Raw genomic sequence first — 14,764 nt, 5'->3', positions numbered from 1 at the left:
CGCAAACACCGTGAACCCGCAGGCCACCGGCGCCGGGACCGCGAAGGCCCCCGGCACGCGCACGCGCCGGGGGCCATGAAAGGGAGGACGGACGGAGATCAGATGGTCTCCAGCACCTTCGCGTCGTCGTCCCGCACGGCCGTCGCCGTACCGCGGGCGCGCAGGAGACCGGTGAGCGCGATGCCCAGACCGAGGAGGGCGATCGCGGCGCAGACCGCGAACGAGGACCGGATGGCGGCCATGGTGACCGTGCCCCCGTCGGCGGTCGCCACGGCCGCCACGATCGCGAGGACGAGGGCCCCGCCGACCTGGCCGGAGGTGTTGAGCAGGCCGGATGCCAGTCCCTGCTCGTCGTCGGCGACCCCGGCGGTGGCCTGGATGTTCAGCGAGGGGAACGACAGGGCGAACGCGACGCCCAGCAGCAGCATCCCCGGGATGATCATCGTGGCGAGGCTCGGGTGGGTGCCGGCGCCCAGGAAGACCGCGTATCCGGCGGCCAGGGCGACCGATCCGATGACGATCAGCCGGGCCGTGCCGAACCGGTCGGCCAGGTCGCCCATCTTGGTGGAGGTGAGGGCGACCAGCAGGCCGGCCGGGAGGAACGCCAGGGCGGTGTGCAGGGCGGACCAGCCCAGCAGGTTCTGGAAGTACTGCATGGCGACGAACTGGAAGCCGACGTAGGACCCGAAGAGGATCACCAGTCCCAGGTTGGCCCTGACGAGCGGCCCGGACCGCAGGATGGCCAGCCGGACCAGCGGATGCTTGACGCGCAGCTCCACGGTGACGAACAGCGCGAGCAGGGCGACGGCGGCGGCGATGCTGCCCAGGGTGCGCGCGGAGCCCCACCCGGCCTCGGGCGCCTGGACGACGGCGAACACGAACAGGAGCATCGAGCCGGTGATGGTGGCGGCGCCGACGAGGTCGTACCCGCCGGTCGCGCGCTGCTCCCCGGAGTGCTTCGGCAGCAGCTTCAGTCCCGCGACGAGCGCGATGATCGCGACCGGCACCGGGGACAGGAACGTCCAGCGCCAGCCGAGCTCGGTGAGGAAGCCGGAGAGGACGAGCCCGAGGGAGAAGCCGCTGGCGCCGCAGGCGGTGAAGATGCTCAGCGCCCGGTTGCGCGCCGGTCCCTCGGCGAAGGTGGTGGTGATGATCGAGAGGGCGGCGGGGGCGGTGAAGGCCGCGCTGATGCCCTTGATGAACCTGGCGACGATGAGCAGGCCGCCGTCGTCGACGAGCCCGCCGAGCAGGGAGGCGACGGCGAACACGGCGAGTGCCACGAGGAAGACCCGGCGCCGACCGAGCAGGTCGGCGGTACGTCCGCCGAGCAGCAGCAGTCCGCCGTACCCGAGCACGTATCCGCTGACGACCCACTGGAGGCTCGCGGTGGACAGGCCGAGGTCGGCCTGGATGGACGGAAGGGCCACTCCCACCATCGAGACATCGAGGGCGTCGAGGAACACGACGGCGCAGAGCACGGTGAGCGCTCCCCAGAGGCGCGCGTCCCATCGTTCGTCTTGTGAGGAGGGGATCATGGAGCCCCACACTATATGCACATGCATTCAATGCACAAGCAATTAATTCGCGTGCATATAATGCGTGTGATGCTATAGTCCGGTCATGGACGACCCTGACGTCGTGGACTCGTGGCGCGACCTGCTGGCCAGGCACGCCAACACGTGGTGCCGGCTCGAGCGCGAGCTCGCCGACAAGCACGGGCTGGGCGTCAGCGACTTCGAGGTCCTCGACCGCATGGCCGAGTCCGAGCACGGCAAGTACCGCGTCCAGGAACTCGCCGACGCCGTCCACCTCAGCCAGAGCGCGCTGTCCCGGCTGATCTCCCGCCTGGAGAAGGCCGGCCTGGTCTGCCGCAACATGTGCGCCGAGGACCGCCGCGGCGTCTTCGTCCAGATCACCGAGGCAGGCACCGAACGCCACCGCGCCGCCCTCCCCACCCACCGCGCCATCCTGACCGCCTCCCTGACCCCCTGACCGAGGCAGGTGCCGATCAGGCCACCCCGATCCCGCACTGCCGAGACCTGCCCACACGGGTTAGTCATGTTTTGACGTCCTTCTCCCAGCCAACCTGCGGCTTATCCGATGGGCCCACGTGCTCGGCTTCCACAGCCCTTTGCCGACATGCCGTAGCGTAGAATCCGCTCCCAGGGTGCACAGAGGCGCCGAACCCAGCCGCCACGCTAACACCATGAGGCTTGGGATAACCGGCAAAACCGATGTAAGCCAGCAAGTCAGGCATCTGGGTTCGATTCAAGGAGCCACATATCTGACCAGAAAAGCAACTCGGTTCTGGTCGTGTCAATAATGGCAAGCGCTTGGCCATCTTCATTGAGATGTATTGCCACGAACCTTACACATATGCCCCCATATTCACTTAGAAAGTGAAGTAGCCTCTCTACTTCCCTGAACTCGTAAGAACCCTCACCGAGGTGTCGCAACCTACGAGCATAAGTCCGTCGCAGTTCTTCGACTCTAACCAGCGAATGACTGTCATCAATATGATTTATACTGTCCAGCAGGTCAGCCAGATTTTTGGGCGCGACTCTCCGTGCCATCGCCCTGATCGCCATAGCACGAAAAGTATCTACTAACATGTTTCCGACCATTCACTTGCAGCCGGGCAGGTGCCATGGCCCCCCGCCGATACTGATCTCAGCTCCGTCTAAAACCCCGGATACCAGCCTTTCACTCTCGCCATAAATATCAGGGGATTCATGAATCCGCTCCCGCGATACAGCGCCTACACGAATTCTCATTACGATACCCGGATAGCCCATTTCCTCTGCAGCGTCACGGGCTACTCCATCAAGATCGGTTGTCCAGGATGTAAATATACTATTGGTATTTCCGCCGTTATGACGAGCTGGATTCGAATGACCTCCACGAGGTACGGCTTTCCCCCGTAAAGCATCAGCGTAAAACCAATGATTCTCAGGAATTCCTCTGTAAATATAGCTATCATCCTCGCCAGTATTGTGGACCAGGATAGCTTGATCACCGGCGAGGACATAGTAAGTGTGGAGGTTCTTGATAGTGAGGTTGTAGACGGCGCGGTGGGCCGTCAGGTGCTTGACTGCGGTGATTTGAACGTAGGTGCCGGCACTGGTCTTCAGCCACATGCCGGGTGCGAGCCGACCGGCGTTCACCCACTCACCCTGTGTGGGCAGCCAGAACGGGTGCCCTTCTGTGGCGGTGAGGGTGTCGGTGGCGGTGCCGCTGGCGCCGTCTACGTCGACGGTGAGGCGGACCAGGCTCTTGAGGCCCTTCCCCTTGATGAGGGTGGTCACCGGGCGGGCTTCGACACGGGCGGTGGACGGGTCGGCGGCCAAGACCTGGTCCCCGACCTTGATGTCCTCGATCCGCTTGTGGCTACCGTCTGCCATGAGCACAGGAGTGCCGGAGACGAAGCTGTTGGAGCCGCAGCCGGGGTCCTCGTCGGGGACCTCCAAGGGGGGCAGGTCGGGGGCCACGTTGTTGATGATCGTCTGGACGACATCGTCAGTGGTCTTGGTGGTGTCCGTCTCGACGGGCGGCGTGGCACTGTCTCTCGGACCGCCCTGGGGGGTGATGGTGCTCACGAAGCCCCCGACAGGCTCCCACTCAGGCGGCGGAAGATCGTTTACGTCGTACTCAACCGGCTCGTCGTCGGGCTTCACCCCGTTGTCGTCGCGCGAAGGAGCGTCCACCAGTTCACAGTCGGTGTGGTCCTTGAAATGCTTGCACTTGTTCTTGGGGCTGTCACCGCAATCAGGATCATCGGGGAACTGCTTACAATGCTTCGGCTTCGCCGAGGCGGGGGGTTTCTCAGGCAAGGGCGGCTTGACCGGTGCGCTCGGCTTGCCAGTTTTCGGATCCGAGGTTTTCGGCGCCTTCTTGGGTGTGGGCGTCGACGTGGAATCCTCATCCTCCGACGGCGGATCCGGCTTCTTCGGGTCCGGCTTCGGCTTCACATGGTCTTTCTGCTGCTTCTTCTCCTTGGTCAGGGTGTCGGCGGTGGGATTGTTCGGTGCGGGCCGCTGCCCGTGGTACTTCTGCTGTTCCCGCTTCTCTTCCTTCAGCCGCTGCTGTTCGGTCTCCCGCGGCCTGGGGGGAGCGGGACAGTAGAAGTCCGCTTTCTGCATCGGGCTGTACGCGGCGGCGCAGTGGCCGGAAGGGTCGGTACGTGTGAGTGGACTGCCGTTCGCATACGTGTGCCTGTTGAGCTGAATCGACGGGTCCGGGGCCAGAGTCCACTCGTCGCGTGAGGTGAAGCCACCGGTGCCCGGCTGGTACCAACGGGCGCTCATATTCACCTTCCCGGTGTCCGGGTCGGTGTACTCGCCTTGGTATCCGAGGGATCGGCGGGTGCCCGTCTGGGCGATGGCCTGCCCGAACGGGTCGTAGGCCGTCGAATCGATGAGAGCCGTACCCGAGAAGGTGCCCACGACATCGCCGTGCTGGTCGTTCATCACCCCAAGTGCCGGACCGCCGCTCTCTTGGAGGCTCAGCACGTTGCCGAACGGGTCACGCCCGTACTTGCCCTGGACCGTCCCAGCCCCATCCGCGAGCAAGGAGATGTCGTTCTCCATGCCTGAATAGGTGAAGCGCTGTTCGGTTCCGCCCTTCACGCGGGAGGACAGGCGTCCGAGCGCGTCGTAGGCGTAGGTGGCGTCGCCGTCAGAAATGAGCCGGTCGAAGGCGTCAAAGGACAGGTTCCGTGTGACGCCCGCCTTGGTCTCGGTCGCCAGGGTCCCTCGTGCGGTGTAGGTGTACTGGCTACCGGCCCCGGAGATCAGGCGATCGCGCTCGTCGTAGACGTAGGTCTGCCCACCCGCCTGGGTGCGATTGCCTGAAGCGTCCCAGGTGTAACTCGTGGTGTTGCCGTTCGGTGCGACCCACGAGGTCAGGCGGCCGCTTTGGTCGTAGCCGTAGGTGTTGGCGCCGGCACCCGCAGTGCCACTGGTGAGCTTGGACGTGAGCTGGTCGTCCTTGTTCCACCCATAGGTGATCTTCGCCAGCTGGCCGCCCGAGCCGTTCTTCAGCGTGTGTGTGGCCAGCCGGTCCATGTCGTCGTACGTGAACGCCTGGGACGTCGCGGGAGTCGATGACGTCAGCGAGGTCAGGCGGTCGGCGTTGTCGTAGCCGTAGGTGAACGCGCGCCCGGACACCGGATCAGCCGCCGTCGCCAGGCGGTCCGCGTCGTCCCAGGTGAAGGTGGCCGTGCCGGTCGTGTCGGTGCGCTGGAGCGGGTTCTGACGGGCGTCGTAAGCGTACGCCGCGAGCTGGCCGGAGGGCTTGGACACCTTTGTCAGCAGACTGCGGTCGTTGTATTCGAGGGTGTAGTCGCCGATGCCTGTCAGCCTGTCGGCGAGGTCGTAGGCATAGGCCCGGTCCGGCGTCGAAACGCCGGCGCCGGTACCGGTCTGCCTGACCAAACGGTCCAGATGGTCGAACTGGCGGTCGATCCGGACCCCACCCGGTTCCAGAGTGGTGACCGCGTTCCCTGCGGCGTCGTAGACACCGGTCCAGGTGCGGTCGGCAGGGTCGGGGTACGCCGATGTCGCGGGCTCCGTGGTCGACTCGGTCAGGCCCAGGCTGTTGTAGGTCGTCCAGACCGTGTTGTTCCGGCCGTCCGTGGTACGGGTCAACGCCCCGGCGGCGTCGTACCCGTACGTGGTCTCGATGGTCTGCGACGCGGCCACCGGTTCGACCAGCTTCGTCAGGAGGTTGGTCGCGTCGTAGGTCCGCCGGGTGGTGTACCCCTCCGGGGTCGTCGCGCTCGTCTGGTTCCCGGCCGGATCCCATCCGTAGCCGAACGTGCGCAGGGAACCGGCGCTGTTCAGATCCTGCGCCTCGATCTGACGACCGGCGAGGTCGTAGCCTGCCGTCGTCGCGTTGCCCAGGACGTCCGTCACCTTGACCGTTCGGCCGGCCACGTCGTGGTCGTACGTCGAGGCGTGTCCGAGGGGATCCGAGACAGAGGTGAGCTCTCCGGCACCGTTGACCCCATAGTTGGTGATCTTGTCGCCGGGTGCTGTCGACTTGATGAGGTAGCCCGCGTTGTTGTACTCCCGCTTGGTGGTGTACGCGGCGGCCGTGGGCTTGCGCTCGACTTGGGTCAACTTGATCGGCCGGCCGAGGCCGTCGTAGGTGGCCTCGTCCCGCGAACCCGTCGGGTCCACGGCGGCCAGCGGCTCGCCCAGCAGGTCGTACTCGGTCACCCACTGGCCCCCCTGCTGACCGGCCGGCGCGGGGTCGGTCACTCGGACCAGGTTGCCAAGGGCGTCGTACTCGCCTGTTGTGACATACCCCCGGGCGTTGGTGATTCCGGTGAGACGGCCCACGGGATCGTAGGCGTAGCTCACTGTGGGTGTCACGGAGGTTCCCCCGCCCGGCGGCGTGTACGCCGGGCTGGTCTCGGAGGTCACCCGCCCGGCCTTGTCGTACGCGGTGACGGTGGTCCTGCCTTCTCCATCCATCACGTGTGTCAGCCGGCCCGCGCTGTCGTAACCGAACAAGTTGCGGGGACGTCCCGCCGTGACCGACCCGGCCTTCTCGATCTGTACTTGCGCGGCCTTCGCCTCCACCAAGCGAGCCGCGTTGTCGTAGCGCAGGGTGGTCGTGAACGCCGCCGGGTCCGCTCCCACGAGGTTCCCCCGGGGGTCGGTCACCCCCGTCACGCGCCCACGATCGTCGATCGTCCACGTGGTGACGAGATCGTTCGCGCCGTTCTCGACGGTCTGGCTGATCAGCTGATCAGAAGCGTTGTAGGCGTAGTCGGTGACCTCCGTACGGGTGGTCCCGGCGCCGGTCCGAGTCACCCTGCTCAGGTTCTCGTTGGCGTCGTAGGTGTAAGCGGACTTCAGAGCCCTGCCCGTCGGGTCGATCGTCCCTGAGCTCAGCCGGCCGGCGGCATCGTAGACGTAGTCGCCGCGCACCAGGCCACCACTCACGGAACGGATGAGATTACCAGCCCGGTCGTAGGTGTAGGCACCCACTTCCGCGTCAGTCTGTGACATTGAACCGTTCAGCAGGACGTCGTCCGCGATCTCGCGCGAGAGCAGGTCGTCGTCGTAATAGATATAAGTACGCTTGCGCCCCATCGCGTCGGTTGATGAAGCGAGCCGGCCGCCGTAGTCGTACTCGTAGGACTCCAGCACGACATCGCGTGGTGCCTGAGGGCTGACAGGGCTGCCGGTCCAATTCTTCAACGTCCATGAGGCGACCTCACCCCGGGGAGTGTAGGCATAGTCGAACGTCGCGCCGGACTCGTTTACGATGCGGGTCTTCGCACCGGTATGGTCCCAGGTGTAATGGACGACTCCGCCCTGAGGGTCGGTCACCGTTTCGGCGCGGCCGTAAGTGTCATACGTGTACGTGATGGTCCGGGTGGGGTCACCCCCGGTGAGGTCGACGACCGAGTCGGTCAGCTTGTTGCCGTCCAAATCGTAGGTGTAGCGCGCCTCGGGTCGGTGTGTGACACCGGTGACCTCGTTCGTCACCGGTGCGCCGGTGTGCGAGACGATCTGGTCCAGCCTGTCGTAGGCGATGCCCGTGGTGACGCCACTGGGGGCCGCCGAAGAGACCTCGGTCCTGGTCGTCACCCGGCCGAGGGCGTCATATCCGTACTTCAGCAGCAGCCCGGACGGTTGGGTGCTCTCCGCGAGGTCGCCGGCCAGAGTGTATCGATAGGTCCACTCGTTGTTCTTGTAGTCCTTGTATGACTTGATCAGGCCGGCCGGTGTGCTGCCGCCACCGACCGCGGACTCGCTGCCATCGGTATAGACAGAGGTCGTCGATCTGCCGGCGGGAAAATCCGGCGTCGGGGGGGTCTTCTCCTTCGACACTTCACCGAAAGCGGTGTACTCCCAGGTATGGGCATAGGTGTTGTCGGTGGCGCCCGACGAGCGCGCGTCGCGGGTGGCCGTGATTGAGTCATTACGCGGATCGAACGGATCGGCAGGATTGAGGTAGTAGCTGGAGTAGCTCGTCTGACAGACTCCTGCGGACGCGCACGTTCTCCGGCTCAGCTGATTGCCGCGGGCGTCATGCGTGAAGCCGGTCTTGTGGCCGTTGCGGTCGGTGACCGCCGCCACGAACCCGCCGGTGTCGTATTCATAGAAGGTTTTGTGCGTGAGCTGATCTGTCACGGACGAGACCTGCCGGGTGTAAATGTCGAACTCGGTGGTCTCGGTTCCCCCGTGCGGATCCTTGATCGCCACCTCGTCGTTCTCCGCCGAGTTGGACGTCACCCTGCCGATCTGCCAGACCCCGCCGTTGTGATCGGTGTGCGTCTTCAGACGGGCGTTGACCGCATCATAGGTGTTACCGGCCCAGACACGACCGGAGGGAAGCGTGACCGATGTGAGCTGTGGGCCGGCGACTCGCGCGTCGTAGTGCGCCTGAACCTCACCGGCGTTCAATGCCTGACCGTAGATGGCGAACTCGTCGATCTGACCCTTGAAGGGGAATTTCGCGTTTCCGGTCGTGGTAGAAGACCAGCTCGACGATGTCTGCCCGCTCCCGACCTCTGCGTAGACCTGATCCGACATGTCGACCGACCCGGTTCTGGTACCGACGACGCCGCCGTCCAGATAGAGCGTCTGCGAACTACCGCTCGATGCGAGTACGACGTGATGCCAGGTGCCGTTGTTCACCACACCCGAGGACGTTATCGGAGTGCCACCGCCACGGAAGGCCCCGCGTAGCTTACCGTCCTTACCCACATAGACGACCGGAACGTAGGAGTCATAAATATTGTAATCAATCCCTGTATCCTGCGTTCCGAGAATCGTGCCAAAACCGACGGTCTTGAACCACGCCTCCACCGAAAGCCGGCCACCGAGCAGGTTGATGCTGTTGTCGGCGAGGTGCACGTAATCCACATTGGTGCCGGCAAAGTTGGCGGCGGTGTCCGTCGACCCAGAAAGACCGCCTGGAACTCCGGTCATCCCGAAAACGTTGTAGTAAGCGCCCCAATAATCCGTGGTCTCACTGTCCGCGCTCTGGGACGACGCACCTGCGGGCTCCCCGAAACGGAGATAAGCCATGGGACCGGTATTCAGTACCGCGCTCCGATAGGGCGACCCGTCACTGTAGGCGTAAACGGTGCACGCCGTGGATGATCCCGGCCCGCACACCTTGTCGAGCTTGTCACCGACATATGAATAGGTCCACGTCGAACGCTGACCGTCGATGACGTCGGTGGACACCGTGGCCACGTGGGCACCGCTCCAGGTGAAGGTCAGTGAACGGCCTCCGGTGGCCATCACCTGGGCGAGCTTCCCGTCGGTCCCGTAGCTGTAGTCCTGGGCATGCCCGCGTGCGTCGGTCAATCTCGTCAAACGTCCAACGGCGTCGAACACATAAACGTTCGAGGTCTTGTCCTTCAGCCGCCACCCGCCACCGGCGATAGTTGCGAGCGAGTAATACGACCCCTTAGGGGAGGCGTACGTCCCATCCCCTACCGCGCCGAACCGTGCCTGCGTGCCATCAGGACGCGTCAACAACACTGTCCGGTTCGCGGGCTCGGCTGTCACCCGCGTTTCCAAGCGCGACGACCATCCTGCTCCGAAGGCTCCGATTCGCGCGTCGGCGCTGTTGTACGTGCGGGTGACCCGCAATGGGGGTCCGACCGTCGAAACCGATGCGTCTGTCACCGACGAGGTGTAGTTCCCCGTCAAAGCGTTGAATTCTTGCCCACCGGAGCCCCCCGCGAGTTCCGCGTTCACCCGGGGCTGTGGGACAAGCACGGTCAATTTCTGCGTCAGCGAGATCGTGTGTTCCGCATCAAGATCACTGACCTGGACATACCAGAAGGCATCCTGCCCCCACTTCAACGTACCGTCCGGAACCTGCCAGGTGCCTATCGGGGAGCCGTCGTGAGTGCTCAGCGTTGGCGATTCGGCACACTCCTCGTAAGGTGCGGGTTCTCCATTGACGGAGGGGCACACAGTGAAATCGTAGAAGACCCAGTTGAGGGGAGCCGGTACCGATGAGGTTCCGTACGCCGCCAGAATGGGGGTCAATGAGGTGACGACGCCATTGTTGACGGGTGACGTCCAATGGAGATCGGGCACATCTGCGGCCAGGATGGCGGAGTCACCGGACCGGACCAGACCCTGTTCGCGGGCGTCGATCGCGGCGGAGACCATGCGATCCTTGCCCGCCACCCGCTTGAGGAATTCGGCAGCCCTTCTCGCACGCTCTTGGCGTATGCCCACAGGTACTTCGGCAGCCGTTCCGGCCCAACGCGTCGCCAATGGCAGGGCGCCCTTCGGCGGGAGCGGATCGGCGCTCACGGGGCCCGCGGGCGAAGCGGTGGCGGTCTCCTTGGCGGATACCAGGTGCGGAAGCCCGGCCGCTGATCCCATCTGCTGGTGTGGTGTGTCGATCACGACCGGAGTCATTGGCTCGGAATTCTGTGCCGATGCTGGTAGTGAAAAGTCCAGCAATGACAGCAGGACCGCTGTCCCGGTAAGCAGAGCAGCAAATGACCCCAGACGACGTGAAGCCACGCCGCACCCCCCCTAGATATCAATATTCCATGCCAACCAGAACGTGCGGCACGCCGTTCCATTCAGGTCACAAGTGTCATGATCTGCAGTGGGACCCACCGTTGAATCTCGCCGAATCGCTGGCCAGCGTCAACCCTTGGCTCGCATGTGGGTTCATCAAACTTTTCGACTTGTCACAGCGAGTCGTAAAGCGCTGTCACAAGGTCACGGAAGCGCCCATTATTGCGCGCCCGGTACACCATCGGAAACAAATCGTCAATCGGCTGTTCACATGCACGGAAGTCAAGTATTTCGTCTTCCCGTACAGATGGCGAGGACGGTCCGTACCGACAGAAGGTCGTAGGCGGCGAGCGTGCCGGATGCGCACCTGAGGGAATTCCGGGAATCAGTTTCGGGCTTGAATTCGTGGTCGCGCTGTGCTTGGTGTGGCTGAGTGACCACGAGGTGACTGTGGGATCCTCGGCGCGTCGCTCCTGGAGTCGGGCGCTCCGTGGCGGTCATCGCGGTTCGTAGAGAAGCGTGGGGGCTAGGGGTTGAGGATTATTTTGCCGGTGGTGGTGCTGGATTCGGCGAGGCGTAGGGCTTCGGCGGCGTGGGTGAGGGGGAGTTGGGTGGCGATCTGGGCGGTGATGTCGCCGCGGTGGAGGGCGGTGAAGACCTCGGTGAGGTCGGTGTGGAGGCGGGTGCGGAAGCGGGTCTTGGTCAGGGCGCGGCCGGCCCAGACGTTGTAGAAGTAGGCGCGGCGGCGGTTGGGCAGCGCGTTCCACAGCCACACGCGGCCGAGCAGCTTGAGCACCGGCAACTGCTTGGAGCCCTCGTCGTCCCGGGTCGAGGCGCTGCCGTAGGAGACGAGCGTGCCGCCGGGTGCGAGCAGGCGCCAGGAGTCGGTCAGGCCGCATCCGCCGACGTGGTCGAAGACGGCGTCCACCCCGCCGGGGGCCAGCTTGCGGACCCGGGCGGTGAGGCCCTCGGCTCGGTAGTCGACGGGGAGGACGCCCCGTTCCCGCAGGGCGTCGTGGTGGCGCGGCGCGGCGGTGCCGATCACCTTCACGCCGGCGGCGCGGGCGAGTTGGACCAGGACCGAGCCGACGCCGCCGTTGGCGCCGTGCACCAGGATGGTCTGGCCCGCCTTGACGCGGGCCTTGCGGTGCAGCATCTGCCAGGCGGTGACGCCGTTGAGGACCACGGTCTCCGCCTGCGCCGCGCCGATCCCGGCGGGCACCGGGACCACGTCCGCCGCGTCGACGAGCACGTGGCTGGCCCAGCCGCCGACCTTGAGCAGCGCGGCCACGCGGGTGCCGGCCAGGCCCGGCTCGACGCCCTCGCCGGTCGCCAGGACCGTGCCGACCAGGTCGTAGCCCGGCACGAACGGGAACGCCGGCTGGTCGTAGTAGCGGCCGCGGCGCATCTGCTGCTCGGCGAAGGAGACGCCGGTAGCCTCCATCCGGATCATGACCTGGCCCGGGCCAGGGGTGGGGACGGCTCCGTGCCGGATCTCCAGCCCTTCCGGCTCCACCTTGCCCGGCAGGACGACCTCGACGAGTCCTTCGGCGTTCATGACGACCTCCACTGCGCTGCGCGGTTACGTTCCCTTGCTTTCGTTATAAGTTGTAACGCGACGGAGCAGTGTCTGTCAATAACGTTCGTGATAGCCTCTAACTAAGGATCAGAGATAGAGCCGCAGAGTGCGAAGAGGTGGCAGGCCATGGCGGAAGCGCCGACGAGGACCCCGCGCGAGCGGTACCGCACCCAGGTGCGCGCCGAGGTCAAGGAACGCGCGTGGGAGCAGATCGCCACGGCGGGGGCGCCCGCGCTCTCCCTCAACGCGATCGCCAAGCAGATGGGCATGAGCGGCCCCGCGCTCTACCGGTACTTCGCCAGCCGCGACGACCTGATGACCGAGCTGATCAAGGACGCGTACCGGAGCCTCGCCGACACCTTCGCCTCGGCCTCGAAACCCGGTGCCGATCTGGCCGTGATGGCGCACGCCCTGCGTGAATGGGCCCTGGACGACCCCCAGCGGTACCTGCTGATCTACGGCACGCCCGTCCCCGGGTACCACGCCCCCGACGACGTCACCGAGATCGCGGCCGAGATCATGGCGATCCTGCTCGATGCCTGCGCCGCGCTGCCCCTGACACCATCCCCCGGCGGGCCCGCGACGACGTCCCACGAGCCACTCTCGGGCGGCCCCGCGACCCCACCCGATGGGCCACCCGCCACGTCGTTCGAGGCGCATCTCGAAGGCCATCGGGAGTGGGCGGCCGGCCACCCCGCGACGCCCGCCGTCCTGCACCGGGCGCTGGTCGTCTGGACCCGGTTGCACGGCGTCCTGTCCCTGGAGCTGGCGGGCCACTTCACCGGGATGGAGTTCGACCCCGCCCTGCTGTACGCGGCCGAGCTGGACGACCTCCTCGCGCGCTGAGCACGACTTCCAGACCCTCGCGCTGCGCTCGACCCCTCCGGAGATCGCCCCGGGTCAGGCCGTGATCTTGTCGATCACCAGGGGGAGCAGGTCCGGGCCGGTCGCCTGGCCGATCTCGTACGCGCCGTCGAGGGCGCCGAGCGCGCGCTCGAAGCGGCCGGCGTCGTCGGCGTGCAGGGTCATCAGGCGCTGCCCCTGGCGTACGGTGTCGCCCGGCTTGGCGTGCAGGGTGATGCCCGCCCCGAAGGACACCGCGTCCTCCTTGCGCGCCCGCCCTGCGCCGAGGCGCCAGGCCGCGAGCCCGACCCCGTACGCGTCGAGCCGGGACAGCACCCCCGAGGCGGGCGCGGTGACCTCGACGCTCTCGGCGGAGACCGGCAGCGCGGCGTCCGGGTCGCCCCCCTGGGCGGTGATCATGCGCCGCCAGGCGTCCATGGCCGACCCGTCCTTGAGCGCGTTCTCGGGGTCGGGGCCGTTGACCCCGGCCGTGGCCAGCATCTCGCGCGCGAGGCGCACGGTCAGCTCCACGACGTCGGACGGCCCGCCGCCGGCGAGCACCTCGACCGACTCCTGGACCTCCAGGGCGTTGCCGACGGCCAGGCCGAGCGGGCGGTCCATCGCGGTCAGCAGCGCCACCGTGGCGACCCCGTGGTCGGTGCCGAGCTCGACCATCGTGCGGGCCAGCTCGCGTGCGGTGTCCACGTTCTTCATGAAGGCGCCCGAGCCGACCTTGACGTCCAGCACCAGCGCGCCCGTTCCCTCGGCGATCTTCTTGGACATGATCGAGGACGCGATCAGCGGGATCGACTCGACCGTCCCGGTGACGTCGCGGAGCGCGTACAGCTTCTTGTCGGCGGGCGCGAGGCCGTCACCGGCCGCGCAGACGACCGCGCCGGCCGCCCGCAGCACCGCGAGCATCTCGTCGTTGGACAGCGACGCCCGCCAGCCGGGGATCGACTCCATCTTGTCCAGCGTGCCCCCGGTGTGGCCGAGGCCCCGCCCGGAGAGCTGGGGGACGTACGCACCGCACGCCGCAACCAGCGGCGCCAGCGGCAGCGTGATCTTGTCGCCCACGCCGCCGGTGGAGTGCTTGTCGGTGGTCGGCCGGTCGAGCGCGGACCAGTCCATGCGCGAGCCGGACCGGATCATCGCCTCGGTCCACCGCCCGATCTCCGCCCGGCCCATCCCGTTGAGCAGGATGGCCATGGCCAGGGCGGACATCTGCTCGTCGGCGACCGCTCCCCGCGTGTAGGCGTCGACCACCCACGCGATCTGCTCGCCGGAGAGCTCGCGGCCCTCCCGCTTGGTGACGATGACGTCGATCGCGTCCATGTGCTTCCAGGCTCCAGAGAATGATCGTCGGGCGTAGTGAACGTGACGCCGGCTCAGGCGCCCCGGGACAGGTCGTCGGGGCCGAAGGCGAACGGCAGCAGGCCGTCCATCCGCAGCGGGCCTTCGGGGGTCTCCACCAGCAGGTCGAGCCCGCCGTGCTCGAACAGCAGCTGCCGGCAGCGACCGCAGGGCATGAGCAGCTCGCCGTGCCCGTCCACGCAGGTGAACGCCACGAGCCGCCCGCCGCCCGACGCGTGCAGCGCGGAGACCAGGCCGCACTCCGCGCACAGCCCGAGGCCGTAGGAGGCGTTCTCCACGTTGCACCCGGTGACGACCCGCCCGTCGTCCACCAGCGCGGCGGCGCCGACGGGGAACTTGGAGTACGGCGCGTACGCGCGCGCCATCGCCTCGGTCGCGTGCTCGCGCAGCGCGTCCCAGTCGACCTCGCCCGCCCATCCCCCGGCTTCGCCGTCCGTCACGTTCGTTCCCCCTG

7 protein-coding genes are annotated in these 14,764 nt (G+C 66.3%); 2 read left to right on the top strand and 5 right to left on the bottom strand.

The annotated features are described in order from the left end of the window. Positions 1-98 precede the first annotated feature (98 nt). Positions 99-1,535 (bottom strand): MFS transporter, encoded by a 1,437-nt coding sequence (locus tag NYZ98_RS05420; protein WP_262841365.1) that lies wholly within the window; start codon positions 1,533-1,535, stop codon positions 99-101. Between the two features lie 85 nt (positions 1,536-1,620). On the opposite strand from NYZ98_RS05420, the gene NYZ98_RS05415 reads away from it, so the two are divergent. Then, entirely contained in the window at positions 1,621-1,992 is a 372-nt protein-coding gene (locus NYZ98_RS05415; RefSeq protein ID WP_262841364.1) for a MarR family winged helix-turn-helix transcriptional regulator, read from the top strand. A 632-nt stretch (positions 1,993-2,624) separates the two neighbouring features. On the opposite strand, the gene NYZ98_RS05410 is transcribed toward NYZ98_RS05415, so the two are convergent. Then, positions 2,625-10,394 (bottom strand): RHS repeat-associated core domain-containing protein, encoded by a 7,770-nt coding sequence (locus NYZ98_RS05410; protein ID WP_262841363.1) that lies wholly within the window; start codon positions 10,392-10,394, stop codon positions 2,625-2,627. A 646-nt stretch (positions 10,395-11,040) separates the two neighbouring features. Further along, positions 11,041-12,072: a medium chain dehydrogenase/reductase family protein gene (locus NYZ98_RS05405; protein WP_262841362.1), complete on the bottom strand. Its 1,032-nt coding sequence runs from the start codon at positions 12,070-12,072 to the stop codon at positions 11,041-11,043. A 147-nt stretch (positions 12,073-12,219) separates the two neighbouring features. Here NYZ98_RS05405 and NYZ98_RS05400 point away from each other — a divergent pair, with 147 nt between their 5' ends. Further along, on the top strand, positions 12,220-12,939 hold the full coding sequence (locus NYZ98_RS05400) for a TetR/AcrR family transcriptional regulator (protein WP_262841360.1): 720 nt from the start codon (positions 12,220-12,222) through the stop codon (positions 12,937-12,939). A 54-nt stretch (positions 12,940-12,993) separates the two neighbouring features. On the opposite strand, the gene NYZ98_RS05395 is transcribed toward NYZ98_RS05400, so the two are convergent. Both NYZ98_RS05395 and NYZ98_RS05390 read right to left on the bottom strand, forming a co-directional pair. Further along, positions 12,994-14,271: a thymidine phosphorylase gene (locus tag NYZ98_RS05395; RefSeq protein WP_262841359.1), complete on the bottom strand. Its 1,278-nt coding sequence runs from the start codon at positions 14,269-14,271 to the stop codon at positions 12,994-12,996. A 53-nt stretch (positions 14,272-14,324) separates the two neighbouring features. Then, on the bottom strand, positions 14,325-14,750 hold the full coding sequence (locus NYZ98_RS05390) for a cytidine deaminase (RefSeq protein WP_262841358.1): 426 nt from the start codon (positions 14,748-14,750) through the stop codon (positions 14,325-14,327). Positions 14,751-14,764: the final 14 nt, after the last annotated feature.

Origin of the sequence: Sphaerisporangium corydalis, assembly GCF_025506355.1 — a bacterium.
Lineage (GTDB): Bacteria > Actinomycetota > Actinomycetes > Streptosporangiales > Streptosporangiaceae > Sphaerisporangium > Sphaerisporangium corydalis.
Note: the sequence above shows the minus strand (reverse complement) of the source record. Positions and strands in the feature narration are given on the sequence as shown.

Coding starts and splice junctions, on each gene's coding strand:
- NYZ98_RS05420 (WP_262841365.1), bottom strand. CDS start 1,535: ATGATCCCCTCCTCACAAGACGAACGATGGGACGCGCGCCTCTGGGGA.
- NYZ98_RS05415 (WP_262841364.1), top strand. CDS start 1,621: ATGGACGACCCTGACGTCGTGGACTCGTGGCGCGACCTGCTGGCCAGG.
- NYZ98_RS05405 (WP_262841362.1), bottom strand. CDS start 12,072: ATGAACGCCGAAGGACTCGTCGAGGTCGTCCTGCCGGGCAAGGTGGAG.
- NYZ98_RS05400 (WP_262841360.1), top strand. CDS start 12,220: ATGGCGGAAGCGCCGACGAGGACCCCGCGCGAGCGGTACCGCACCCAG.
- NYZ98_RS05395 (WP_262841359.1), bottom strand. CDS start 14,271: ATGGACGCGATCGACGTCATCGTCACCAAGCGGGAGGGCCGCGAGCTC.